The 23,788-nt window shown below is 70.1% G+C and carries 26 protein-coding genes and 1 pseudogene; 13 read left to right on the top strand and 14 right to left on the bottom strand.

Annotated elements, in window-relative coordinates; genetic code table 11:
* Positions 1 to 39: 39 nt before the first annotated feature.
* Positions 40 to 3,063, top strand: coding sequence for a LuxR family transcriptional regulator (locus FGF04_RS31900; protein WP_149514853.1), 3,024 nt, complete (start codon positions 40 to 42; stop codon positions 3,061 to 3,063).
* A 57-nt stretch (positions 3,064 to 3,120) separates the two neighbouring features.
* Here the strand turns inward: FGF04_RS31900 and FGF04_RS31895 are convergent, their stop codons facing one another.
* Complete coding sequence (locus tag FGF04_RS31895) at positions 3,121 to 4,077, bottom strand: hypothetical protein (protein ID WP_149514852.1); 957 nt, start codon at positions 4,075 to 4,077, stop codon at positions 3,121 to 3,123.
* A 658-nt stretch (positions 4,078 to 4,735) separates the two neighbouring features.
* On the opposite strand from FGF04_RS31895, the gene FGF04_RS41905 reads away from it, so the two are divergent.
* Entirely contained in the window at positions 4,736 to 5,512 is a 777-nt protein-coding gene (locus FGF04_RS41905; protein WP_328596424.1) for a helix-turn-helix transcriptional regulator, read from the top strand.
* A 22-nt stretch (positions 5,513 to 5,534) separates the two neighbouring features.
* Here the strand turns inward: FGF04_RS41905 and FGF04_RS31880 are convergent, their stop codons facing one another.
* Together FGF04_RS31880 and FGF04_RS31870 are read right to left on the bottom strand one after the other, a co-directional pair.
* Complete coding sequence (locus FGF04_RS31880) at positions 5,535 to 6,365, bottom strand: hypothetical protein (protein ID WP_149514851.1); 831 nt, start codon at positions 6,363 to 6,365, stop codon at positions 5,535 to 5,537.
* Positions 6,366 to 6,729: 364 nt separating this feature from the next.
* The gene (locus tag FGF04_RS31870) at positions 6,730 to 7,044 is read right to left on the bottom strand and encodes an SH3 domain-containing protein (RefSeq protein ID WP_149514849.1); all 315 of its coding nucleotides are present in this window, start codon (positions 7,042 to 7,044) and stop codon (positions 6,730 to 6,732) included.
* Positions 7,045 to 7,187: 143 nt separating this feature from the next.
* Here FGF04_RS31870 and FGF04_RS31865 point away from each other — a divergent pair, with 143 nt between their 5' ends.
* Positions 7,188 to 10,157: an nSTAND1 domain-containing NTPase gene (locus FGF04_RS31865; protein ID WP_149514848.1), complete on the top strand. Its 2,970-nt coding sequence runs from the start codon at positions 7,188 to 7,190 to the stop codon at positions 10,155 to 10,157.
* Positions 10,158 to 10,326: 169 nt separating this feature from the next.
* On the opposite strand, the gene FGF04_RS31860 is transcribed toward FGF04_RS31865, so the two are convergent.
* Together FGF04_RS31860 and FGF04_RS31855 are read right to left on the bottom strand one after the other, a co-directional pair.
* Entirely contained in the window at positions 10,327 to 11,100 is a 774-nt protein-coding gene (locus FGF04_RS31860) for an SDR family NAD(P)-dependent oxidoreductase (protein ID WP_149514847.1), read from the bottom strand.
* Between the two features lie 46 nt (positions 11,101 to 11,146).
* Positions 11,147 to 11,590, bottom strand: coding sequence for a Rossmann-fold NAD(P)-binding domain-containing protein (locus FGF04_RS31855; protein ID WP_149514846.1), 444 nt, complete (start codon positions 11,588 to 11,590; stop codon positions 11,147 to 11,149).
* 84 nt (positions 11,591 to 11,674) lie between these two features.
* On the opposite strand from FGF04_RS31855, the gene FGF04_RS31850 reads away from it, so the two are divergent.
* The 4 genes from FGF04_RS31850 to FGF04_RS40325 all read left to right on the top strand — a co-directional run bounded on the left by FGF04_RS31850 (position 11,675) and on the right by FGF04_RS40325 (position 13,290).
* Positions 11,675 to 12,118 (top strand): SbtR family transcriptional regulator, encoded by a 444-nt coding sequence (locus FGF04_RS31850; protein WP_149514845.1) that lies wholly within the window; start codon positions 11,675 to 11,677, stop codon positions 12,116 to 12,118.
* A 111-nt stretch (positions 12,119 to 12,229) separates the two neighbouring features.
* A complete protein-coding gene (locus FGF04_RS31845; RefSeq protein WP_149514844.1) occupies positions 12,230 to 12,463 on the top strand; it encodes a type II toxin-antitoxin system RelE family toxin in 234 nt (77 codons plus the stop codon).
* Between the two features lie 477 nt (positions 12,464 to 12,940).
* The gene (locus FGF04_RS31840; protein WP_149514843.1) at positions 12,941 to 13,126 is read left to right on the top strand and encodes a hypothetical protein; all 186 of its coding nucleotides are present in this window, start codon (positions 12,941 to 12,943) and stop codon (positions 13,124 to 13,126) included.
* Positions 13,123 to 13,290, top strand: coding sequence for a hypothetical protein (locus FGF04_RS40325; RefSeq protein ID WP_188114320.1), 168 nt, complete (start codon positions 13,123 to 13,125; stop codon positions 13,288 to 13,290). Before FGF04_RS31840 ends, FGF04_RS40325 begins: the two co-directional genes overlap by 4 nt.
* Before the next feature lie 132 nt (positions 13,291 to 13,422).
* Here the strand turns inward: FGF04_RS40325 and FGF04_RS31835 are convergent, their stop codons facing one another.
* Positions 13,423 to 13,896 (bottom strand): hypothetical protein, encoded by a 474-nt coding sequence (locus FGF04_RS31835; protein WP_149514842.1) that lies wholly within the window; start codon positions 13,894 to 13,896, stop codon positions 13,423 to 13,425.
* 243 nt (positions 13,897 to 14,139) lie between these two features.
* On the opposite strand from FGF04_RS31835, the gene FGF04_RS31830 reads away from it, so the two are divergent.
* Positions 14,140 to 14,667, top strand: coding sequence for a hypothetical protein (locus FGF04_RS31830; RefSeq protein WP_188114319.1), 528 nt, complete (start codon positions 14,140 to 14,142; stop codon positions 14,665 to 14,667).
* Here the strand turns inward: FGF04_RS31830 and FGF04_RS42160 are convergent.
* From FGF04_RS42160 to FGF04_RS31810, 4 genes and pseudogenes are all read right to left on the bottom strand, one after another.
* On the bottom strand, positions 14,580 to 14,876 hold the full coding sequence (locus FGF04_RS42160; protein ID WP_149514840.1) for a transposase domain-containing protein: 297 nt from the start codon (positions 14,874 to 14,876) through the stop codon (positions 14,580 to 14,582). The genes FGF04_RS31830 and FGF04_RS42160 overlap by 88 nt on opposite strands.
* A 3-nt stretch (positions 14,877 to 14,879) precedes the next feature.
* Positions 14,880 to 14,975, bottom strand: coding sequence for a transposase domain-containing protein (locus FGF04_RS41900; protein ID WP_149514839.1), 96 nt, complete (start codon positions 14,973 to 14,975; stop codon positions 14,880 to 14,882).
* Between the two features lie 555 nt (positions 14,976 to 15,530).
* A pseudogene (locus FGF04_RS31815) lies at positions 15,531 to 16,208 on the bottom strand (nucleotidyl transferase AbiEii/AbiGii toxin family protein).
* Positions 16,205 to 16,543 (bottom strand): hypothetical protein, encoded by a 339-nt coding sequence (locus tag FGF04_RS31810; protein ID WP_188114318.1) that lies wholly within the window; start codon positions 16,541 to 16,543, stop codon positions 16,205 to 16,207. Before FGF04_RS31810 ends, FGF04_RS31815 begins: the two are co-directional and overlap by 4 nt.
* A 542-nt stretch (positions 16,544 to 17,085) precedes the next feature.
* Between FGF04_RS31810 and FGF04_RS31805 the strand changes: the two genes are divergently transcribed.
* The 5 genes from FGF04_RS31805 (at position 17,086) to FGF04_RS31785 (ending at position 21,308) form a co-directional block, all read left to right on the top strand.
* Positions 17,086 to 18,000, top strand: a complete 915-nt coding sequence (locus FGF04_RS31805) for a hypothetical protein (protein WP_149514837.1) — start codon at positions 17,086 to 17,088, stop codon at positions 17,998 to 18,000.
* A gap of 86 nt (positions 18,001 to 18,086) precedes the next feature.
* Positions 18,087 to 18,545, top strand: coding sequence for a peptidase inhibitor family I36 protein (locus FGF04_RS31800; RefSeq protein ID WP_149514836.1), 459 nt, complete (start codon positions 18,087 to 18,089; stop codon positions 18,543 to 18,545).
* 418 nt (positions 18,546 to 18,963) lie between these two features.
* Positions 18,964 to 19,749: a hypothetical protein gene (locus FGF04_RS31795; RefSeq protein WP_149514835.1), complete on the top strand. Its 786-nt coding sequence runs from the start codon at positions 18,964 to 18,966 to the stop codon at positions 19,747 to 19,749.
* 103 nt (positions 19,750 to 19,852) lie between these two features.
* Complete coding sequence (locus tag FGF04_RS31790; protein ID WP_149514834.1) at positions 19,853 to 20,422, top strand: F-box protein; 570 nt, start codon at positions 19,853 to 19,855, stop codon at positions 20,420 to 20,422.
* A gap of 424 nt (positions 20,423 to 20,846) precedes the next feature.
* The gene (locus tag FGF04_RS31785; protein WP_149514833.1) at positions 20,847 to 21,308 is read left to right on the top strand and encodes a hypothetical protein; all 462 of its coding nucleotides are present in this window, start codon (positions 20,847 to 20,849) and stop codon (positions 21,306 to 21,308) included.
* A gap of 101 nt (positions 21,309 to 21,409) precedes the next feature.
* On the opposite strand, the gene FGF04_RS31780 is transcribed toward FGF04_RS31785, so the two are convergent.
* The 4 genes from FGF04_RS31780 to FGF04_RS31765 form a co-directional block, all read right to left on the bottom strand.
* Positions 21,410 to 21,616: a helicase associated domain-containing protein gene (locus tag FGF04_RS31780; protein ID WP_149514963.1), complete on the bottom strand. Its 207-nt coding sequence runs from the start codon at positions 21,614 to 21,616 to the stop codon at positions 21,410 to 21,412.
* Between the two features lie 96 nt (positions 21,617 to 21,712).
* Positions 21,713 to 21,916, bottom strand: coding sequence for a hypothetical protein (locus tag FGF04_RS31775; RefSeq protein ID WP_149514832.1), 204 nt, complete (start codon positions 21,914 to 21,916; stop codon positions 21,713 to 21,715).
* A 36-nt stretch (positions 21,917 to 21,952) separates the two neighbouring features.
* On the bottom strand, positions 21,953 to 22,492 hold the full coding sequence (locus FGF04_RS31770; RefSeq protein ID WP_149514831.1) for a GNAT family N-acetyltransferase: 540 nt from the start codon (positions 22,490 to 22,492) through the stop codon (positions 21,953 to 21,955).
* A complete protein-coding gene (locus FGF04_RS31765; RefSeq protein ID WP_149514830.1) occupies positions 22,477 to 23,739 on the bottom strand; it encodes a helix-turn-helix transcriptional regulator in 1,263 nt (420 codons plus the stop codon). The genes FGF04_RS31770 and FGF04_RS31765 overlap by 16 nt, the downstream gene beginning before the upstream one ends.
* Positions 23,740 to 23,788: the final 49 nt, after the last annotated feature.

The following is a 23,788-nucleotide window of genomic DNA, read 5'->3' as shown; positions in this document are numbered from 1 at the left end:
GACCGTTCGCGGGCGGGCCCCTGACCAGGAGGAGCGGGCGTGCGGGACGGCGGACCTGTCGGCGGACCTGTCATCGGCAGGGACAGCGAACTCCGGGAGGTGGCGAGGACGTTGCGGTCCACCGGCGCCGGGGCCCGCACCCTGCTGGTCGTCGGCGCGGCCGGGACGGGCAAGACCGCCCTGCTGGAGCAGGCCCGGCGAGCGGCGGCCGAGGAGGGCGCCAGGGTGCTGCGGCTGCGCTGCCACGACGACGGGGGCACGCCGCCCGGTGCGGTCGCCCTGGCGGAGGCCGTGCACAGCGCACTCGGGACGGTGCACGGCCGTCGGGGCACGGCCCCCGGCGGTCCCGGGACCGCCCGCCGCACACCGCCGCCGCAACGGCAACGGCACGGCTCGCGCGGGTCTTACGGCTCGCACGGGTCGAACGGCTCTCAGGGCGAGTTGTCGCTGCTGTCCGCCCTCGGCGAGGTGCTCGCGGACGCGGCGCGCGACACCCGCTTCGCGCTGATGGTCGACGACGTCGAGCGGCTGCCGGTGCCCACGGCATCCGCGCTCGGCCTGCTGTTCCGCGTCTTCCGTCCGGCCGGCGTACCGATGGTGGCGGCCGGGCGGCCGACACGCTCCGGGACCGGCGGTTCCTCCCAACTCCCTTCAGCCGTCGACCGGTTGCTCACCCTGCCACCGCTGCGCCCCGCCGACGTCGAGGCCCTGGTCGTACGGCGGCTCGGCCGCCCGGTCGAGCCCGCGCTGGTGACGGCGATCCTGGGCGCACTGGGCCCGATGGCGGGCGTCCCGGAGGCCGTGCTGTCGGTACTGGACTCCCTGGACGAGCACGGCGCCCTCCTCGAACTCGGCGGCCACGTGTGCCTGACCGGCCCGGAACAGGCGCTGCGGCTGACCACGGACGTGGCCCGGCTGGGTCGGCTCTGCCTGCCGGGCGGCCCGCCGGACCGGGCCTCCCTGGAGGCGGCCGCCGCGGTGGCCCGCACCCTCGAACACGCCGAGATACGGCTCGACGACCTGCACCGGCTGAAGCCGGGAGGTCCCCGGCGGGCGGGCCTCGTCGACCGGGCCGTGACCTCGCTGGCCGGCGACGGCATCCTGACCGTGGACGGGGACGGCCGGGCGTCGTTCGCCGTCCCGGCGCTCGCGGCGGCCCTGCGCGCGCTGCCGACCCACCACGACGTGTCGGCGCTGCACGCCCTCATCGTCCGCTCGCTGACCGACCGGCTCGGTGCGCGGGCGGCCGGGGGCGGCCACCCCCGCCTGGCGGAGCACGTGACGGCCGCCGGGTCCCTGCTGGACGACGCGCTCGCGGTGGACGTCCTGCTCGCGGCGGCCCGTACGGACGCCAGGTCCGACTGGCCGCGCTCGGTGCGCGCCTACGCCTCGGCGCTGCGGCGGCTGGCGCCGCACGATCCGAGGACACCGCATGTGCTGTGCGAGTCGGCCGAGTTGAGCCTGCGGCACAGCGACCACCCCGGTGCGCTGGCGCTGGGCGGACCGCTGCTCGCCCGGCTGGACGCCCGGCTGGATGCCGCACCCGTTGGGGAGGACCGGGACCTGTCGGCGTACGTCACCGGGGTGTGGGCGCTGGCGGCGCTGCACGAGCACCGGTTGCCGTACGGCCCGGGCGGCGGTGCCCGGGGCCCGCGTGCGCTGGAACGCCTGCCGGTCGCAGCCGGGTTCGCGGCCCTGGGCGTGGCGTACGGGACCGGTGCGGGGACGTTCCGTCCGGGGAGCGGGGCCGGGACCGGTCCGGCTCCGGCATTGGCCTCGGTCCCGGTCGCGGCATCGGCATCCGTACCGGCTCTTGGACGCGTCTGCGGCTCCGGGCCGCTGCCCTCGCCCGCCGAACTGCGGCTGGCGGCCGCCGCCGCGGGCGACCGGGCCGGCCTGCTGGACACCTTGCGCGCGCTGCCGCCCGACGCGTACGGCGTACACGACCTGGACCGGCTGCGGAACGCGGCCGCGCACGCCGACCTGGCCGACGCCCTGGCCACCGTGCTCGGCGACCGCTACGCGGGGGCGGGTGACAGCACCGCCGCGCGGTACCACGCCATGCTCGGCTCCTACCTGGCCGGTGACTGGGACGGGGCCCTGGCGTCCGCCCGCCGGATCGAGGCGCGCAGCCGTACGCGCGGCACCGGGGCGGGCCCGTCCCAGGCGGCCCGCGCGCTGGCGGCCGAGATCCACTGCGCACGCGGGGAACTGGGGCACGCCCGGGCCTGGCTGGACCTGGTCCCCGGCACCGTGGCCCACCCGCTGGTCGCCTGGGCGCGACTGGGCCTGCGGTACTGGTCGGGTCAGGGCGTGCAGGCCCTGGAGAGCGCGCGGGAGGACGTACGGCGGGCGCGCGGGAGCGGACTGCTCGCGGGCGTGGAGAGGGTGCTGCTGCGATGTCTGACCTACGCTCTGCTGGAAGACATGCCGCGGCTCATGCGGGAGGCGCTGGACGAACTGGAGTCCCTGCACGCGGAGGCGGACTCCCCCATGACGCGCGAGGCGGTGGTCCTCGGCCGGGCCCTGGTGCACGGTGACGCGGACCGGGCGCTGGCCGTCCTCGGGTCGGTACGGGAACGGGGCGACGTGTACATGGGACTGCTCTGCCTCCTGTCCCTGGTGGAGATCGGCGAGGACGAGGACGAGGACCGGCACCTGGCGGAGGCCTCCCGCATCGCGCAGGAACTGGGCATCGGACGCGCCACCCGTACGACGCTCGGGCACATGGCCCGGCGCCGCAGCCTCGTACTGCCCAGGCTCCGCCCCGCCGGGGAGCCGTTGAGCGAGGAGGACGTCAGGCTGACCGCGATGGTCAGCGACGGGGCGACCAACCGGCAGATCGCGGCGCGGCTGGCGTCGAGCGAGAAGACCGTGGAGCGGCGGCTGACGCGGTTGTTCCAGCGCGTCGGGTGCCGCTCACGGGCGGAGCTGACCGCGGCCTGGCTGGACGGGAGCCTCGCCGACCGCGGCCTGGTGCCGGCCGGGGCACTGGCCGGGGCGCCCGGCACGGACGCGCGTGCGTACGGCGCCCCCGAGCGCGGGCCGTCCGCGAGCCGGTGACGGAACGCACGCCGTCACCGGTCGGAGGGCTTTCGCGGGCGGGCTTTCGGGGGCGGGTCAGAGGTCGGCCGGGCCGGCGAAGCGGGCGGTGTGGGTGTCGACGGGTACGCCGAGCCGTCCGGTGTCCAGGGAGCCGTCGGTGTTCACCGCGAGGTGCCAGACCGCGTCGGTGATGTAACCGAGGACCAGCAGCACGTCGGTCGCGCGCAGCGGGGCGTCCGCCCATCTCTCGTCGCGGAACTGGGCGGCGGTGACCACGAACAGTCGTCGGCCGTAGGTCCCGGCGGCGTCCGCGTTCTTGCCGCGGTCCATGGCGCCGTTGCCGTCGTTCCTGTCACTCTTGTCGTTCTCGTCGTGGGTGAGCGCCTCCTCGCGGGTGGCCGCGGTGCGCAGGCGGGGCGACCGAGTGACCACTCCGTCCGTCACCGAGGGGGTCGTCGCCGAACCCACCAGGACGACCGTCGCCAGCCGCCCGACCGGTCCCGAGACGATCTCGCTGATGAGGGCCTGCGCCAGGCGCAGCACCTCCATGTCGTCGCCGGTCAGGGCGATCGTGCCCGGGAGCTGCGCGAGGTCGACCAGCACGCGGTCGCCCCGGTGCAGGCCGAGGGTGACCGTCAGGGAGTACGGGTGCGCGGGCCCGTCGCCCCCGGTGCCGGTGCCGGTGCCGGTGCGGCGCAGGTTCTCCGGGTCGAGCAGCCATTCCTTGCCGGAGACGTCCGACGTCCAGGGCGAGGGCGCCGCCGTGTCGGCCTGCGCGAGCTGCAGGGTCATCCGCCGTCCCGAGTGCACGACGGTGTGCAGGTCGGGCAGCGGGCGCCCGCTGCGCGCGCGTCCCTCGGCCACGGCCTGCAGCCCCAGGGCGACCGTGTCGAGCACCTTCCGGTCGGCCCCGGGCCCGGCGGTGCGGGCCGCCGGTGCGGCGGAGGGGCCGCGCCTGCGGCGGGTGAGCACGACGGCGGCGCCCAGCAGCGCCAGGCCCAGCACCACGAACAGGACGAGGAACGTGATCATGCGACTACCTTTGTTGCTAGAGGGTGGCAGGAGTGGCCCCGGGCCGAACCGCTGGTGAGCCGTCCCGAGGACCGGTCAGCGCTGTTCCCCGGGTCGCGCCGGACCACCGGTGGACTCCGCGCGGACCGGGCGCACGCGCTCCGCTCCTGCGCGGTGCGCCGGCCGGGTACGGAGGCGTACGGAGGCATGCGCGGCCGTCCGCCGGGACGGCCCACCAGCGGTTCGGCCCGACGCACACTCCGCATCCGGAGCACACCGGAACGCGCCGGAACGCGCTTCGCGGCCATGATCGTCCGGCTCCGCGTCGCCGTGAAGGGATCGCCGCGAACCTTGCCGGTCCGTACAGCGAGTTCTCGCGCACCTCCTTCGCCCGGGGCCTTCCGAGACCTTCGGGGACCTCTCCGGGATGCCCGCACGGCCGGACCGGCGGGCCGAGGGGGCAAACCCGCAGGCGGCGGACGCGCACGGGCGGGTCGGCGACTCGCGCCAGGTTTCCCTCGGTTGTGGGGCGTCCGGCCCGTGGCACGGAAGTCCGGGCCCCGCGGGTGGCACGATCGGCCCCGAACCGCGCGGACGGCCACATTCCTCATGGACGCCCACATTCCGTATGGGTGACGGCACTTCCCCACGGGCGCGCGGTCGGGAGTCGGGAGGGCGCATGCCTCAGCAGGTACTCAACGGGACCGTGCGCGTGGTCATCCACGCGTCCACCCCGCACGTCCGCGCCGGGCTGGCCACCTTCGTCGCCCTGGACCCGCGCCTCGACGAGCTGCCGCGGGACAGGATCCGGGAGGCCGACGTGATCGTGGTCGTCCTGGACGTGGCGGACACCTCCGCCCTGGACCTGCTCCCGCGCCTGTGCGACGAACCCGGCGCGCGCTTCCTCGTGGTGGTGGGCAGGCAGTGGCGGGCCGACGCCGCGGCCGCGCGAAGACGGGGCGTGCGTGCCGTCGTCTGGTGGGACTTCTGCAGCCCGGACGTCTTCACCCGCTCGGTCCTCGCGGCGGCCGGCCGCGCGGACCGCGCCGACCGCGTCGGCCGTACGGCTCGCACCGGTCGCCCCGGCCTTACCGGTCACTCCGGTCGCCCCGGCCTTGGCGGTCGTACCGTCCGCGAGACCGGGGCCCCGCCGGTGCGGCTCGCCGGGGACTCCGGGAACGCCCGGGACGCCGGGGATGCCGGGGACACGGACGGACGGTCCGTCGCCGCCCGGCCCCGGACCGCGCCCGCGCCCACGCCCGCGCCCGAACTCACCTCCCGCGAGGTGGACGTGCTGCGCCTGATCGCGGAGGGGAAGCAGGTGGACGAGATCGCGGCGGCGCTCTCCTACTCCGAGCGCACGGTCAGGTACATCCTGCACGGCGCGATGAAGCGCACCCGGACCCGCAACCGCGCCCACGCGGTCTCGTACGCGATACGCGCCGGTCTGATCTGACCGGTCGTCACTCCCCCGTCCCTCAGGCCGATCCGACCCGCTGGATGCTGTCGCCGTTGTTGCCGATCGCGACGTAGGTGGCGATGCGCCGGAAGTCGTTCATCACGCCGAACATGCTCTTGTCGGACGGCATGAGGACCTGGAGCGAGGTGGCTCCCGTCGACTGGACCTGGGCCAGGAACAGCTGCTTGTAGGCGTTGTAGACCTTCGCCGTGTAGCTGGGTTCCTTGGCCGCGTTCGTCCGGTGGTCGTTGGTCAGCGCGATCGAGGCCAGGTCCATGAGGTAGGTGTCGATGAGATCGGTGACGTCCTTGGCCTTGGCGCCCTCCTCGCCCGCCTGCACGTCCTGTTCCAGGATCCTGGCCATCTCCAGGACGATGTCCCGGTAGATGCGGTGCCGGGTGCTGCTGGGGAACGCGGCCATGATGTGGTCGGCCTGGCCCGCGCCCTCGGTGCTCATCATCCGCGGCTGCGCCAGATGCGTCAGCCCCGGCACGGCCAACGGCATCTCGGCGATCATGTTCTCCTCGTCCGGGATGCTCGTGTCCCGCGAGGCCAGGGGATGCAGGCCGATCTCGTGCGACAGCATCCCCATGATGTAACCGATGTCGTACTTCTCGAAGTAGTAGCTCGCGAGGTTGATGTCGACGCCGGCGTCGCCGTGGTCGATCACGTCGGCCGGGGTCTCCGTCGTCCGCACGTGCAGGGTGATGCGGACGGGGCGACCGCCGACGTAGTCCCGGATCGTGCCGTGCTTGCGCAGCAGGTCGATGATCCGCACCGCCTTGTCGCGGTACGCCTCGTTCGTGTGGTTGAGGTTGGTGAACTCGTAGTTCCCCGACGAGAACGGCACAGGGGCCGTCGCCGGCGCGGCGGGCGCCGCGTCCGGGAGCTGTGGGGCGGGGTCCTGCGGGAGGAGAGGAGAGGAGGGGAGAGGAGAGGAGAGGAGAGGAGAGGAGAGGAGAGGGACAAGGGCAGGGGCAGGGGCAGGACCTGGACAGCCGCGGTGTCCGTGAGTGGACATGCCGGCCGGTGCCTGCGCGACCGTGGGTGTGTGCCCTGCGGGAGCCGGAGCCCCGCGGCATGTGCTCCTTGTCCGGKAGCCACAGCCCGGACGGATCCGGATTCCGGCCCGTGGCACCGGCTGTCGGCTCCGGGAGGGCGGGGTGCCGCCACACACGGTGACGGCACCCCGCAGTACCTGTGGGACGGTCTCGTCAGCAGCCGTCGAGGTAGGTGGTGTGGATCCACACGCCGGTGCGCCCGTTCACCAGGTCTCCCTTGACCCAGTCGCCCTTCGTCTCGAGGTGGTTGAGCTGCTGGCCCTTGTTCACCTTGCCCAGAACCGCGTACTCGGGGCCGGGACCGCCACGGAAGTTGACCCCGTCGTCGTTGACGGTGCAGACGATGGCCCGCTGCACGGCATGGGCCGAGGTGGCGGACTCCGCGGCCTGCCCGGTCTGTGTGAGGGGTCCGGCAATCAGTGCCATCCCGCTGATCACGAGGGACGCGGCCAGCATTCGCTTCTTCATGGGATTCCTCTTTCCGTTCGTCCGGTCCTCGGTGCGGGACCTGATGCACCTTTTGTAGCCGCTAATCTGTTGTTCAGAACCGGTCGGCCGACGGTGAACAAACAGATGCCGAACAATCCTTTTTACCGAGCTGGGGTGGGCGTGTGCCACGGGGGGAAAGTCCTTTGGACCCGGACGGCGGTCCGCTGTTCGAATTCGCTGCACGTTTGCGGAAACTGCGGGAACAGGCCGGTCGTCCCACCTACCGGGATCTCGCACGGAACACGCACTACGGGATCGCGACGCTGTCCTCGGCTGCGGGGGGACGTCAACTGCCCAGCTTGGCCGTCACCCTCGCTTATGTCCGCGCCTGCGGCGGTGACGAGAGGGAATGGAAGCTGATCTGGCAACGGACAGCTGACGCGTGCACCGGCACGTACCCGTCGGCCGAGGTGGGCGCGCAGGACGGGAAAAAGGGCGCAGTGCAGCCTCCCTATGCCGGCCTGGCAGCGTTCCGGCAAGCCGATGCCGGCTTTTTCTTCGGCCGGGAGAAACTCACCGGCATCCTCGTCGAACACTTGAAGAAAAAACGGCTTCTTGTGCTGTTCGGGGCATCAGGCTCCGGTAAGTCGTCCGTGCTGCACGCAGGTGTGCTTCCCGCGTTTTCCGGTGCTTCCTCACTGGTCCTCACACCCGGCCCGCATCCGCTGGAGGAATGCGCCGTCCGGCTGGCCGCCCGGGCCGGCACCTCTCCTGAGCCGGTGCGCAGCGCACTCATGGCCGAGCCGCACGCCCTTCACCGGATCGTGCGCAGCATCATCGCCAAGCAGCAGGAGGCAGGCTCCGCAGCCGACGAACTGCTCCTCGTCGTGGACCAGTTCGAGGAAGTGTTCACCGTCTGCCGCGACGCGCGGGAACGGGAACGGTTCGTCGATGCGCTCCTGCACGCGGCACAGGCTCCCGACAGTCGCACGCGGGTCGCCATTGCCGTACGGTCCGACTTCTACACACACTGCACACGGCTACCCGGCCTTGTCGACACGCTGCCCCACACCCAGCATCCCGTCGGCCCGATGACCACCGAGGAACTCAGGGCGGCGATCGTCCAGCCCGCCGCCCGCTCCCGGCTCATCATCGAAAGTGCCCTGCTGACGGCCCTCACTGCCGACGCCCACGGCAGGCCGGGCGCGCTGCCCCTGCTGTCGCACGCGCTGCTGGAGACCTGGCGCCGACGGCGGGGCAACACCCTCACCCTGACCGGATACCGGGCGGCGGGCGGTTTCGAGGGCGCACTGACCCAGACCGCGGAGGAGTTCCACCGTCTCCTGAACGACAGCCGGCAGCAGGCCGCGAGGCGGCTGTTCCTGCGGCTCGTCGCACTGGGCGAGGGCACTGAGGACACCAAACGCCGGGTACCGCGCCGGGAACTCGACAGCAGTCCCGACACGGAGTATGTCTTCGAGCAGGCCACCCGTATCCGGCTGCTGAGCGCCGACGGCGACCATGTGGAGATCGCCCACGAGGCACTGATCCGCTGCTGGCCCCGGCTCGCGGGCTGGCTGGAGGAGGACCGCGACCAGGAACGCGTGCACCGCGCGCTCACCGAGGCCACCACGCTCTGGGAGTCCCTGGACCAGGACCCCGACACCGTGTACCGCGGAGTGCGCCTCACCGCCGCGAAGGACCTCCCGCCGCAGGCGCTGACCGCCCGGGAACGCGCCTTCCTCGACGCCGGCGAGTCGGCGGCACGGCAGACACAGCAGCGAGACCGCCACCGACTACGCCGACTACGCCGCCTGGTCACAGCGCTGGTCGTCCTTCTCGTGTCCGCCGTGGCAGCTGCCGGTTTTGCCGTACAGGCACAGAACACCGTCACCCGGCAGCGTAATGAGACCGTGGCCCTGCGGGCCGCCGACGAAGCCGTGCGCCTCAGCCCGTACAAACCGTCACTGGCCGTCCAGATCGCCCTGGCCTCCTACCGCCAGACCGCACAGAAAGACACCCGGGACGCCCTGCTCAGTGCCCTGTCCGTCGCGTCGATCGGCCCCAGGATGACCAGCCCCCAACAGATCGGGCACACAGCGGCCGACCACACACCGGCCGGGCACGCACCGGCCGTGACCGCCGACGGCCGCACGCTCGCCATGGCCGACGCCTCGCACATCGTCCTGTGGAACATGGAGAACCCACGCCGGCCCCGCCGACTCGGCGTCACCGACGCCGGCGCAGCCGGCCTCGGCCCGATCCAGTTCACCCCCGACGGCAACACGCTGCTCGGTGCGGACAGCAACCGTGTGCTCTGGCTGTGGGACGTGAGCGATCCCCGACACCCCACGCTGCTGTCGAAGCAGCCGACGGGGCACACCGATGTCGTCTACTCCGTCGCCGTGCGCCACGACGGCCGCACCGCCGCCACCAGCAGCTACGACGACACCATCCGGCTCTGGGACATCACTCACCCGGCACGCCCCCGCATGCTCGACAAGCTCACCGGGCACGCCCGCAACGTCAAACCTGTGGCCTTCAGCCCCGACGGAAAAACCCTGGCCTCGGGTTCCGACGGCCACGACGTCCGCATCTGGGACGTGGGCGACCCACACCACGCTGCCCTCATCGCCGTCCTTAAGGGGCACCGAGATGCCGTGGACGCCCTCGCCTACAGCCCGGACGGCCGTACCCTGCTGAGCGGCAGCGACGACCACACCGCAAAGCTGTGGGACGTCAGCGATCTTCCCCGCCACCGTGAGCTGGGCGAGCTGGCGAGACACGCCGACATCGTCACCAGCGTGGCCTTCGCCTCCCACGGCCGCACGGCGGTGACCGTCGGCGTGGACGGAGCGGTGAACGTCTGGGACGTGAGCGACCGCACACACCCCGCCCAGCTGGCCCACCTCACCAACCCCCGCGGGACGGTCAAGGAAGTGCGCTATCTCAAGACAGACGGCACGTTCCTGACCGTGACCGCTCACTACAGCGTCCAGATCTGGTACACCGACCTCGACCGGGCCCTCGCCGAGGCCTGCGACCACATCCATGGCACCATCAACCGCGCCCAGTGGGCCCGCCACTTCCCCCTTCTCGACTACACCCCGCRCTGCCCCGCCGCACGTGACCCGAACCGGCCGCAACCCTGACTGCGGACAGTGCGGCACCAATCCGACTGAGAAGCTGTGAACGAACCTCCGCCTCATCCGCTGCGCCGACGTCCTCGCCGCATTCGGCGACTTCTACCGCATCCACGCCCGCGACAAGTTCCCCGGACCACGGTCGTGGCACCGGGGACGTGCCGGGTCCGGGCGAGCGTCAGACGAACTCGGCCTGTCCGCTGGCGGCGCTCGCTCCGCCGTCGACGGGGAGGATGACGCCGGTGAAGAACCGGGCGTCCGCGGAGGCGAGGAAGGCGACCGCCGCGGCGACGTCGTCGGGGGTGCCGTGTCCGGGGAGGGCCTGACGCGTCGCGGCCTTGGCGAGCCATGCGTCGACGGGCGGGGTGTCGGCGAGTTCGTCGGCGACGGTGAGGGTGGGGGCGACGGCGTTGACGCGGATCTCGTGTCCGCCGAGGTCGAAGGCGAGGCCGCGGGTGAAGTTGACGACGGCTCCCTTGGCGGCGTTGAAGGCCGAGAACATCCGGTCCCCGCCGAGGCCGTTGGTCGCGGCGATGTTCACGATGCTGCCGCGGCTGTACTTGAGGTGGGGCAGGGCGGCCTGGGCGCCGAGGAAGGTGCTCTCCGCGTTGGTGGCCATCAGGTGGCGCCAGTCCTCGCTGGTGAGGTCTTCGAAGGCGCGGGGGAAGTTGTTGCCGGCGTTGGAGACGAGGACGTCGATGCCGCCGAAGCGATCAGCCGCCTCTTGCATGGCGGCGTCGAGGTCCTCGCGGCGGGTGACGTCGGTGGTCACGGCGAGGGCACGTTCGGGGCCGAGTTCGTCGACGAGCGCGTCGAGTAGGTCACGGCGCCGTGCCGCGGCGACGATGTTGGCGCCTTCGGCGGCGAAGCGGCGGGCGATGGCGCCGCCGATCCATCCGTTGGCGCCGGTGACGACGACGGTCCTGCCGTTGAACCGGGCGTGCGCGGTCATGGAATCTCCTGAAGGGGGTGTGCTCAGGTGCGGGCGCGCGGCCAGGTCAGAAGGCCTGGCGCAGGGTGTCGGCGAGGGGGCGCAGTTCGCGGTCGACGAGGCGGGCGAGGTCGTCGGAGTCGGTGTGCATCTCGCCGCGGGCGAGGGAGGCGTCGGACGCCGCGAACATCCGGGCGGAGTCGGGGTCCAGGCCGGAGCGCTGGAGTTCGGCGGCGTACTGGGCCTCGGTGAGGTCGCGGTGCACCAGGGAGGTGCCCGCCACCGTGTTGATGGTGTCGGTGAGCTCGGCGAGCGTGAAGGACGGCCCGCCGAGCTCGTAAGTGCGGGACTCCATGCTCTCGGCGGTGAGGACGGCGGCGGCCGCGGCGGCGAAGTCGGCGCGGGCGGCGCCCGAGATCCGGCCCCGCCCGGTGGCACCGGTCACCTCGCCCGCGTCGAGGTAGCCGGGCAGCAGGCGCGTGTAGAACTCGTGGTACCAGGCGTTGCGCAAGATGGTTGCGGGGATGCCGCTTTCGGCGAGGATCCGCTCGGTGGCCGCGTGCTCGGGGGCGAGCGGGTTGCTGCTCGTATCCGCGTGAAGGATCGAGGCGTACGCGATGTGGCCGACGCCGGCGATCTGCGCGGCCTCGATGACGTTGCGGTGGGCGCTGCCGGCGCCCGCGCCACCGCGCAGCAGGGCGACGCCTGGACGGCACTCGTCGACTACCTGGAGGAGACCATGCGCCTACAGGCCACCAACCGCGGCCTGCGCGCCCTGATGTGTCCCGCCGGCTCGGACTACTCCTCCGTGCAGGCGTGCAGGGCCGTCGTCGACCCCTGCCTGGAACAGGTGGTCGAACTCGCGCACCGGCAGGGAACCCTGCGTCCCGACATCACCGCACGGGACATCACGTACCTGCAGGTCGCCCTCGTCGGCATCATGGACGCCACCGCGGACGCCCCCGACGCCTACCGGCGCCACCTGGCCCTGTTCCTCGACGGCGCACGACTCCACCCGGCAGCAACACCCGCGTCGTAGCGAACGCACTTTCGCTGCCCCCTGTCGCAGGTGACGCGGACGCCGACGACGTTGCGGTACACAGTGCCGCGTTCGTCGTCGCAGAAGGGGCGCTCGCGCAGCGACAGTCCGATGGGACGAGCCGCCATCGACGCGGCCGCCCGGTTTCTCAAGGACGACACCGAGGGGCTGCGTCAGCCCATGGACGCCGTCGACCTGCTCGCCGACCAGCCCCGGCCCGAGGGCAGCACCGCCTACGGCTCTCCCGACCTGCGCCGGATGCACGTGGGGCGCTACCGGGTCATGTACGAGATCACCGAGGCCACCGTCACCATCGTGGTCATCCACATCGGCCGCCCCGGCTGACACCAGTAGCAGACGGTGAAGGGCCGGACCGCGCTCGGTCCGGCCCTTCACCGTCTGCCGCGCCGGGCCCCTGGCCGGTGCCTTGCTTTCGGCCGGTGCCCGCCAGTTGCTCCTGTACATCGCCGCCCCGGTCCGGTCTGTGACGCCGACCGGGCAGAGCGGGTTCGCGCGCCGACTGCTGGCCTGCTGAGCGCGCCTTCCCGCCGACGGCTCGGGATGGGAACCGACTGGTGGTCGAGGAGTTGCTGAAGGATGTGGTGGACGCCGGGCAGGCCGGTCACATGGTCCTGCAGGTAGTGCCGGAACGCGCGCGCACCACCCACGGCGTCGCCGCGGCTACAGGCGCCGGCTCGGCGCCCGCCGCGGCGCTGGCCGAGCTTGAGCTGGGGGATACGGCCGCCCGGCCAGGTGCTGATTGTCTGCCCGGCCGTGATGTGGTGCGTCTGCTGCGGGAGTTGGTGGCGACCGTTTGCCCCGGTGTCGCTGAGGGCGGTGCGGTTCCGGCGGGCCCGGGCTGTCCGGTATGCGCTGGCGGGGCTGCTGCGCCGCGACGTCGAGGCCATGGCGCTTGCGGCCCGGCTTCTGGTCTTCGACGTCGTCCTCACCGAGGTCCGCCTTGACGGCTCGGCGGTCTTCGCCGGACCGCCGAGCTGCGCGATGTGATGGACATCGCCGGCCGCGACCCGTGGTCCTTCCCGCCCTTCGACAGCCGCGACCGGGAAGGCGAGGACGTCCGTGCGGCCGCGGTCGGACACCTCACCGCTGTCTACTGGATCAACCGTGTGGCCGGGCGCCTGTACGTCATCGACATCATCTGGCTCGGCTGAAACGGACAAATGCCATAACAGCCAAGCTGTCTTGGCGCGCCGATGCTGAGGGCTGCTGACGACTTGGAGGCCTGCCCTGTAACGACCCGGCCCGGTTTCAGCGGGCTCTTGCAAAGAATCGAGACCAGGAAGTCAGGGCAGGAAGAACCAGGTATAGACGGATCCTGAGAGAGCGACCACGACGCTCAGGTACATCACCCATTTGGTGAAGTCGTGGCCAAGGTACTCGGGAGAGGCCGCCCGGCTCTCAAGCTCTCTTTGATGCAGGCGGATCTTCTCGGTGCCCAGTGCATCGGCGAGACGGTCCTGCAGTTCGGCGACTGCGTCGGCAGCCAGCGCCGCCGATCGATGGCACCGTGTGGCTTCCTGCTCAACCGCAATGAAGATACCTGCCGTCCCCGCGCTTACGAAGCCGGCCAAACCGAACATCTCCGCCTGGATCGCGGCGCCATACAAGGCCCCCGAAATGGCGAGACACAACACGAGAACTTGAAGCAGAGTCAACGCTCGGCTTCGGCGGTTCTCATACCAGCGCCACGCATGGTCCAGCGCGATGGCCAGAGTCTCGCGCTCCCCCTCGGTCATCACCACACGGTCCCAGAGCACGAAGGCACGGTCCACAAGGCCGAAAGGGATTGCTGCGGCCCATCCGACAGCCGTTACTCGGGATCACTCGACAGCATGCGAGCTGCGCCCGTGCGAAGCAGCGCATGAGGGCCGCTCCCCTTCAGGTCTGGGCACCCCATCGACCGGGTCCGCCCGATCTGTGCTTCGGCCTCGCCGCCAACACCCGCAGCTGCCAGGCCCCGGGATACACTGCCCCGCCCACCCCGACCGGAGGTCATCTCAGTGTTCCCCGCACGGGTATTCGCCGTTGCCCCGCTGGCTCTGGTGATTCTCGCCCTGTCCGGCTGCTCTTCCTGGGGCTGCACCGACACGCGGGCGGAGCGCGGTAAGGCGGGTGCCAGGGTGCAGGTCGTGGACACCGATGGGCAGCCTCTCGGCGTCACCGCTGCGGTCGTCGACTGGAGCCTTGGGCCGCACCCGCAGGTGCCCTCCGAAGGTGACCGGGTCCACTTCCACTTCCGCTTCGACGGCGCCGATGGATATTCCGACCCCGCAGTGGACGCCTGCGCGGTCGACAAGGAGCGTCTGGCGCTGGGCTGTCAGACGGTTTCCTCGTCCCAAGCGTTCGGGCCGGCCGACGATCCCCTCACGGGCGACGACTGGCTCGCCGTCGAGCACCCTGAGCAGGTTGCCGGAGTGTTGCTGATCCCCAATGACCAGTCCTACGACCGACGCACCTGTGAAGTGGACATCAAGGACGGTGGCGGGATGCATCCTCCGGAACCACCCAGCAGGGGGGACCACCTGTAGGGAGGCCAAGGCGGTTGAGCACGAGCCACGGGTCTGCCGGCTACCTGCCGGAATACCGTTTCCAGCATCTCTTCACCGAGCCGGACCCGCGCCCGGCACAGCGACGATCGGTTGACCCGGGCCAGGGCTCGGCTGCCGGGCATGCCGCTGGTCAGCATGCGTATCACCTCTTCGTACGACTCCCGGGCGAACAGACACAGCCCGAGCACGAATTACACGACCAGCCGGGCCGCAAGCAGTCGGCGCCGCAGCTCACCCCGCCCGTACTTGGCGACAGCCGTGTCCACGACCTCCGGCGTGAACACCATGGTCAAGATACCTGTACGCGACGGGCACCCCGGCCCCCACGGGCAGGTCAACGGACCAGCCAGCTCAAAAGCAACTGCATTGGCTCTAGACCGGTGCGGCACTCTGCCCGTGAGCAGGACAGCTCGAACGGAAGCGTGGATGGCTTGAAGATCGCCCGGTCGGCCGAGTCTGTCTGCCTGCGGCCTGGGCACTCGTGGGGCTGCGTGTCCCCGGGGTGAGGGGCTGCAGCGAGGTAGGGCTGCGCACGTGAGAGAGGAGGGCGGCGGCCGTTCCCGAGACGGCCGCCGCACCTCCTCTTGGGTGCGTCGAGCACCCGCATTCCGGACCAGACGCAGCGGCCGGGCGGCGGTGTCGCCCGGCGAAGGCCCAGGCCGGTTCTGCCGGTTGACGTCCACGGCGGCTCCAGAGCGTGTGAAGGCGTGGGCGATCTGGCTGGGGGGCCTTTCGGCTGTTCGAGAACTGGCAGGAGCCGCCGGTGCGGCCCCGGCGGCCAGGGCGACGAACAGCGCCTCCGCCCGCCGGCGGCGGCCTTCTCACCTTCGACAGTCTGCAGGTCAGTCGTTGTCGAGGTGGCCGGTGTCTTCGTGGAGACGGACAGCGAGGTCATCAGCCCACTGCAGGGCCCAGGCGCGCAGGGCGGTGATCGCGGTGCCGTCGAGGCCGTAGGCGGTGAAGGCGTCGTCGTCGGTCCGTTCGGCGCCGGCGAGGTTGGCCTGGAGGTCTTCCCTCTCAAAGCGTCCGCGGGCGTGGCGGCGGCGACCTCCTCAAAGGTCGGCGGTGGTCCAGCGCTGTGAGGCGGCGAAGACGTCGATCAGATCCCGTGGTGCGCCGCGGTCGACCAGGGCGCGGACCTTGGTGCCGATCACGTCCTCTTCGGCCAGGACGGGTCCGTAGGCGGTGTGGGCGACGGGATGCCAGAAAGTCTCTTTGAGGATGTCGACCTCGCACTCCTGCCCCGTGGCCGGGTCACTCACGGTGAAGCGGGCGGACAGCGGGGCCGTCTCCAGCGCCCGCACCCGCCACCCCCGCTCGACCGGTCCGTCGTGCACAGGTGCGGCGATGTCGGCCATCGGCGCCGGGTTCTCGGTCGCCACGTCCACATCCTGGCTGGGCCGGGACACCAGCCGGTGCGCCCGCACTGCGTAGCCGCCAGCCAGAACGAGGGGGTAGGGGGCGCCGAGGGCGATCACGTCGGCCGGCAGCCGCGCATGCAGCTCAGGCAGATCCTTCACACCGCCGGCCGGCCGCGGGCGGCGAGCTGGGGGAAGGCGTCCTCCCACACAGAGCGCACAGTGCGCCCCACCAAGCGGCGCAAGGTCGGCCACAGCTGCAGCAGGAGCTCGTGGTGGAGGTAGCGGGGCAGGCCCTCGCGCAGGCCCTCGTGCAGAACGGTGCGGTAGAGCCCCATCCGCTGACGCGGCTTGCCCAGGTCGTAGGCGCTCATCCCCGACCACACCACATGCACCGGCAACTCGACCACACCCGCCACCGGGCCGCGCAGCTCCTCCAGGGCGGCGGGCAGCCGCTGCCGGAACTTCTCCAGGTAGAGCGCAAGATCCTCCGCCACGTCCGCTGGGTCAGAGCTCAGGCTGACACGGGCGGTGATGCCCCCGGCAGCCGACGGCTCACCTCCGTCAGCACCCTGGAATTTTACAGGTTCCGCCCGCTTCTACCGCGTGTGAGGATCGCTCTCGCCCCACCTCAAAGGCACACAACCCCCGCGAGAAGAGCGAGAGACAGATGAACAGGATGCCCAGTTAGGAATGCATGTCCGGGCTTCCTGCACCCTGCCGGCAAGTCCCGCCAATGGTGGGAAAGTTGGCGTCGGGGCGGTGATTCGAAATCGCAGCAGAGCCCTGGACAAAGCCTGAAACCGGGAAAGCCAGGAACAGCGTCCGGCCTCCCCGCCGAATGCCGGTTGCCGGATTTCGACAGTAGGCAGAGATCTCACTCACCTGAGTGACGGTTGGGCGGAGGCTGTTATATGAGTACTCCGCGAGATTTCCCACGCCAGGAATTCCTGTGATCAACAAGCATATGGACGGGGCGCGAGAAGCGTCGATGGTCTGAAAACACACGTCGTTCGCACCACGCCCAGGGAGTCGCCCGATGCCACGCTGGACCTTGCTCCTCCTGACCGCCACGGTCCTGACGGCGACCCTCACAGGGTGCGCGGACGGTACATCGTCCGCGCCGGACGCCGGCCCGGGTGCCGGTACTGGCCGGCGTGTCTCGGACGACCAGGAGCAGACCCTGCACCTCGCCGAGCAGCTCCTGCTCAAGGAGTGCATGGAGAAGCGCGGATACAAGTACTGGGTCGAGGAGCGGCAGGCGGCCGATGGGGCGAGCCGGTTTCCGTACGTCGTCGACGACCCGGCCTGGGCCGCCCGGCACGGATACGGCACCGACCTCGACCGCGAGCAGCAGCAGAAGGCCGCACGCGACCCCAACCAGCAGTACTTCCGGTCCACGCCCGCCGACCGCGCACCGGCTCTGCTGAGCGCGGTCAACGGGCCGAAGGCGGAGGGACTTTCCGTCCGCCTGCCGAACGGCATCCAGGTCACCCACAGCGACCGAGGCTGCGTCGCGGAGGCGCAGCGGGCGCTGTACAAGGACCTGTCGGCCTGGTTCCGGGCCACCCGTATCACCACCAGTCTCGGCGGCATGCGTGTCGCCATGGTGCTCAGCGACAAGCGCTACCTGGCGGCTGTCAAGCCGTGGGCGCATTGCATGAAGGCGAAGGGTTACGCATATCCGAGCCCCGCCGAGGCCCGCGCGGCGGCCACCCGGCCCGACAAGGTGTGGCTGCACGCCAAGGAGGTGCGGCTGGCATCGGCCGAGGCAGCCTGCGCGGGGTCCGGATCCACCTCCGGGTCCGGTGACCTGTCGACCGTTGCGAAGTCCCTCGACGCCGAGTACCGGGCCGAGTTGCGGCGCCGCTACCCCGGGCCGACGGCCGATCTCGAACGCCTCAAGCGCGAGGCGCTGCCGCGTGCCCGGACGATCGTCGCGCGCGGCGACTGACATCGCGCGCTCCCCACAGACCACCACGGCACCGACCGTGGTCGCACCACCCCGCCACGTCACTCATCACGAACGAAGGAACACCTATGTTGATCAAGCGTGTCCTCACCCTCGCCGCCTCGGCCGCGGCCGCCGCGGTCCTCGTCTCCCCGGTCACCGGCGCCAGCGCCGCGGAGTCCGGCTCGCAGGGCACTGGATCGGCCCAGCTGGCGTCCGCCGACGGCTACCTCCACGTCTACACCCAGCCGAACGGCCGCGGCACCGAGTGCAAGTGGGAGGGCAACTCCAACAACTGGGGCGCCTGCCGCAACCTGACCTCCGACATCTGGAACAACGCCTACCTGGGCGGCAACGACGCCGTCGATCTGTACACGGCCCCCGACGCGGGCGGCGCGCACGCCTGCATCGACGGGGGCGACCGCTGGAGTGATACCACCAGCGGCCAGTACCGCTTCACCTACGGCGCCGGCCTGGAGGGTTTCGGGCAGAGCGTCAACAACAACATCTCCTCGCACCGCTGGGTCAACTACTGCAGCCAGCACTGACCGGTCCGCGAGCCCGCCCCGGCGCCCCGACACGGGTGCCGGGGCGGACCCGTTCGTACAACCGTGTCCGCGTGTGCTGTCAGGAGATTTTCCACGCAGAACGCACGTGCACGGGTGACGGGTTCTTCTGGTGGGCGCGAACCTCAGATGACTGGCCGGACATGATGGTGCCTGAAAATGCGGCTCCTGTTGCTTGAGGTTTTTTTGAGAAAGGGCGATCCGGCGATAAACGGAATGCGCAGCCTATTCGTTACGCATCCCACGCCGCGTACGCCAGCACATGCTCTTATCGATGGTTTTGCGCCCTCTGCCTCCTGCCGGATCTCTTTCATTTTTTGTTTACCAGCCCTCGTTACGTTCATGGACCAGCGGCTGCCACAGGGCAGCTGCCAGGACATGAAAGCGAAAGGGAACCGGCATGGCGCAGGAAACGACGTCGTTCGCCAAGTACGACAAGAAGGGCTACGAGTCGCAGGTCGCGGCCCTGCGGCTGAACGGTGAGGCCGTCGTCACCAACATCAAGAGCATGAAGCGCACCTTCCTGTCGGTGAGCCTGGAGGGCTCGAACGTCGCGGCCAGCATCGACGGGACGATGCAGTACGACAAGGACGACCTGCGGGGCTACTACTGCGACCAGGTCGACGTGACGATGTCCCTGGACAGCCCCGCGTTCACGCTGCGCACGGACAGCCCGCAGACCACCTCGGGCGTCTCGTCGGTGACCTCCAGCTCCCAGTTCCAGCTCGACGTCAACGCCGGCACCTTCGGACCCGTCCCCACCACCGGGGTCAGCACCGGCCTGGTGATCGGCACCTCCTTCAGCCGCAGCCTGGAGGACTGGAAGGCCGTCAACCTCTCCGACGGCAAGAAGATGAACCAGAGCTACCGCATGGCCGCCTCCGAGGGCGCCGCCTACGAGACGCCCACCGACCTGATCGACATGAGCGCCAAGGGCCAGCTCGAAGGCTGCCCCCTGTTCCACGTGCCGGACCTGTCCCTGGCGAACATGCCGCTGATGAGCACCGGCATCTTCGCCACCGACAAGATCCTCGGCCCCTCCACGGTCAACCTCACCGTCACCGTCACCGGGCACTTCGTGCGCATCGAAAAGACCTTCGAACTCTTCGTCGTCAAGCCCGACGTCCTGCGCAAGCCGTGGACGTGGTCCTACAAGTTCCCCGTCACCATCCCCGCAGCCGACTGACCCGCTGCGCGCCCGCCGCCAGAGCCACCGAACCGCGGCCACCGGCCCACGCCCGGGGAATACACGACCGGCGCGGACGCCGCATGGCCGGGAAGGACCTGACATGCCCGTCGACCCGTTCCCGTTCGAAAAACTGCCCCGCGACACGCAGAACACCGTCGTGGAGTTCCTCAGCGCGAAGACCATGAGTGACCTCCGGGTGACCTCGAAGACCATGAAAGGGGCCGTCGACCTCTATCTCAAGAAGATCCTCGACAGGCAGGAGGTGCGCGACAGGAACATGCAAGTAGTGAAGGGGGTACAAGGCCCTGAACTCTTAAAGGGCCTCGGGTCGGGCAAATACATCACCGATCCAGTACCCGAGAGAGTGCTCCTGACGTACCTCCAGAAGCAGGCGGCAGCCGACGGAAACTGGAAAAACGCCTCCGACCAAGCACGGCCCCTTGCGCAGGAATGGCTCTGGCTGCCGGAAGAGGCAAACAACGGCAGCGCATACGCGCTGGACAGAATGAACCTGATCAACCACGCCTTCGGCTGGTTCGATGCCAACGGCTACCTCCACAACGAGGACGGGAGGACCCCGTACCGGTACTTCGATCCGTCGGCCGACCTCATGACCCGCGTCAACGCCTGGGCGAACGCCGACGGAACCCTGAAGCCTCCGCCCTCCTGATCGGCAACCTGCGAACCGTCGCCCTCATGAACACATGAGAATGCAACAGCATCTGCTCCAGCACACCGAACAGGAGGCTTCTGCCCGCTGCCTGGGCAGAAGCCTCCTGCTCCATCCGCAACCCTTCTACCGCCTGCCACCACAACCGAAAGTGAGCCGAAGCACGGAAGTTGTCACCAGGGGAGCCAGAAGAACCGGTGTACAGGACCGTCGAAGCGGCCTGGTTGTCACCAGCGAAGCACGCGGCTTGTCACACATGCTCACTCGGCAGCCCTTCTGTCACCAGGGGCGAAGATCGACAGCCTCTGGCTCCCCGAGGCGGTTCCATGCGGCGACACTTCACCACAACCGCGTCCTGCTCCTGTGAGTCCTACCACTGAGCGCCGGCAGGAGTCGGCTACCCCGGGGGATCAGGACGCGAGGCATGCAGAAGTACGCGATCGTCCAGCACATCACACGATTCTTTTGGCCTTGGCATGGTGCGAGGCGACAGCCGCCCACGTCCGTCCGGCGACTGGTGGGGCTCTGGCTATTCGCGCTTGCCTTCGGGGCCGGTTTCACCGCGCTCGGCTGGGATGATTTCGACGGCAGCTTCCTCATGGCGCTGCTGTTCCTCTTCTATATCGTCGACGACATCAGCGACGGGGTACCGCACCGCTGGCCGGCCGCACTGGCCGCGGTAACAGTCCTGTGGGGCGCCGCCCGGCTCACCAGCGCCGTCCTGCCCGACTCCCTCGACAATGCCTGGGCGCAGAGTGTCGCCGCCGCTGTCGGTGTCACGCTCGGGTTGGCAGTGAGCGCCACGATCACACGGCTTCCGGAACGCCGACCACATCGGTCCGTCGAGGGACACGACTCCGGGTTCGGCGGACAAGACTCTCGGTAAAAGACATAGCCGCCGACCTCGGTGACAACAAACCTGCCTTTGTGACACCTATCGCGTTTCGGCTCACGCGGGTACGGGACAGCCCTTCATCCAGCCCGCTGCTACCAGCGTATGCCCAACTCATCCAGTACCGCCCGCCGTTCGGGGCTGAGCTTGGCAGCCCGGCGCCGGCTGCTGTCCAGGAACGCTCCGAGCTTGATCTCCTCGCCGTCCACCACCTCGATGTGCTTGCGGGGCGGGCGCAAGTGTCCTTCGCGGGAGTGGAACTGCCGGGCGGTGGCGAGGGCGCCGCGCCCATGCCAGGCAATACGCCCTTCCTCCGACCGGTCGCGCCGGCGGGCCGTGGAGTTTCGCCCGCTGAACGTCCGCCACCACCACCGGCTTCGCCGGGAAACACTCCTGCTCTAACCCATGACACCGATGATGCCGAGCAGGGGCATCCCGAGGCCGGTATTGCCGATGATCACGGCCAGGGTGCTCGGCTCGACCGGGCACCCGTCTGGGACCCGCATCCCACCGCTGCTACCAGGGTGGTGTGCGCAATACGTGGCCTCATAGGTGATGTGGAAGAGGATCCGGCCCAGAACGATCAGTGCTGCACCGGACATGAGTACAACTGCTCTGGAACTCGCTGTTCCTTCTTCTCAGCTCAGGGGAAGCTCAGCGAGCATGACGGCGTACACCGGCGAGTCGGCGAAGGGCTGACGGTCACCGACCTTCCGAAAGCCCCATCCCGCGTACAGAGCCTGTACGCGGGGGTGTTCGAGGTCGACGAGCAGGACGACGAGGTCCTCGCCCCGGCCCTCCAGGAGCGCGCGGGTGACCAGCTCGGCCGTCCCGGTCTTACGCCACTTCGTACGGACGGCCAGCTCCGAGTAAGAGAAGGTCCGGCTCTTTTCCGGGGCTTCCTCCAGGTGCTCGCGCCACCACTCCCGGCCCTCCACCGCAGGAGCGCCGTACGCGAACGCCACCGGCTCCTCGCCGTCGTACGCAATCACACAGGCGAAGCCGGGGTTACCGCCCCAGTGGTCCACGAACCAGGGGAAACGCTGGTTGAACTCGTCGTCCATGGCATCCGCGTAGGCGTCTGCGTGGATGTCGATCAGGGCCTGGCGGATCTGCGGGAGGTCGTCGTGGGTGAAGTGACGGACGTCCAGCTCGGCGGCGTTCAAGCTCGCCTCCATTCGGATCGGTAGCGGTCTCCCCACTCTCGGGCGATCCCCGCATCCGGCGCAAGGGTGATCAAGTCGCGGTGATAGTCGCCGAGCAGGGACCGGACCCGTCCCGGCATGAGGTCGCCCTTCATCAGTTCGAAGACCCTGGAGGCGGTGGCGCACGCTTGATCGATGTCGTGCTGGTGGAGCTGGGCCAGGGCGAGCCGTCCGGTGGCCAGGGCACGGTTGCGCCGGAAGTGCTTCGGGATCGTCCCCAGGGCCTTGTGAGAGGCGGCCTCGGCCACATCCGAGTCACCGATCCGGTCCCGGATGATGGCGGTCATGGCCATCAGCTCGGCAGGACCGTAGAAGGCCACCCAGGATGCCCGGGGCTCCTGCTTATCCGCCTTCTCCAGGGCCTCCCAGGCGTACCCCAGGGAGCGGACGGCAGGCTGACGGTCCTTGGAGTACGCGTGGCCGACGGCCGTACGGGCGTGCGCGAGGGAGGCGAAGAACGGATCCCGCTTGGTGATCGTCGTGGACTGAGCGGCCAGGCCGGAGTCGATGGCCTCCGTGGCCTCTCCTCGCAGGCGGGCGAGCATGAAGTAGGAGTTCCACACCCGGAACTCCACGACAGGGTCCTGGCCCATCCCGGCGAGATACAGGGCCTTGCCGAGCAGCGCGTACGAGCGGTCCATGTGCCTGGCATCCAGGGCGCTCCAGGCGGCTGTGGCGGTGTAGTCGGCGGCCACGGAGAAGAGCCTCTGACGGATGCGCTGGGTGGCGGCCTTCTTCTGCTTGTCCAGAGCCTCGGCGGCTCCGGCGAGGGCTGCTTTCTCCAGGCCCTCGTGGCCGCCCCTGGTGTCGTCCAGGGCCATCAGGGCGTCCAGGCCGCTGCGGAGCCGGATGACGTCCGAGGTGCCGACTTGTGGAGGCGCACCGACGAAGGGAACGGCGATGGCGGCGGTCGTTCCGGTGGCGGCAGAGAAGAATTTGCGGCGCCTCACGTCATGCTCCGGTTCGCTGGCGGGACGGGTGCGGGCCGGAGGGCGGAACCCCAGCTCCTCGGCCGTACATCCGAATAGTGCCTCCAGGGCCGCGCGTTGCCGAAGGTGCGGCCACCGGGTTTTTCCGGTCAGCCAATTACGGACAGTGCGGTCACTGACGGTCCCCTCGCGCCCTGCGCGTATGAGCCGCGTGTTCACCGCATCAGCCAATTCAGCCTGTTTCAGACCGCGCTCCTGCATGGCGCTGCTGAGGGCTTCGTTGCCGGTCACGCACCCACGGTAGTGACTGAATCCCCTTCAGTGAGGGGAGATCGCTCAG

This window comes from Streptomyces apricus, from assembly GCF_008369065.1.
Taxonomy (GTDB): Bacteria; Actinomycetota; Actinomycetes; order Streptomycetales; family Streptomycetaceae; genus Streptomyces; species Streptomyces apricus.
Note: the sequence above shows the minus strand (reverse complement) of the source record. Positions and strands in the feature narration are given on the sequence as shown.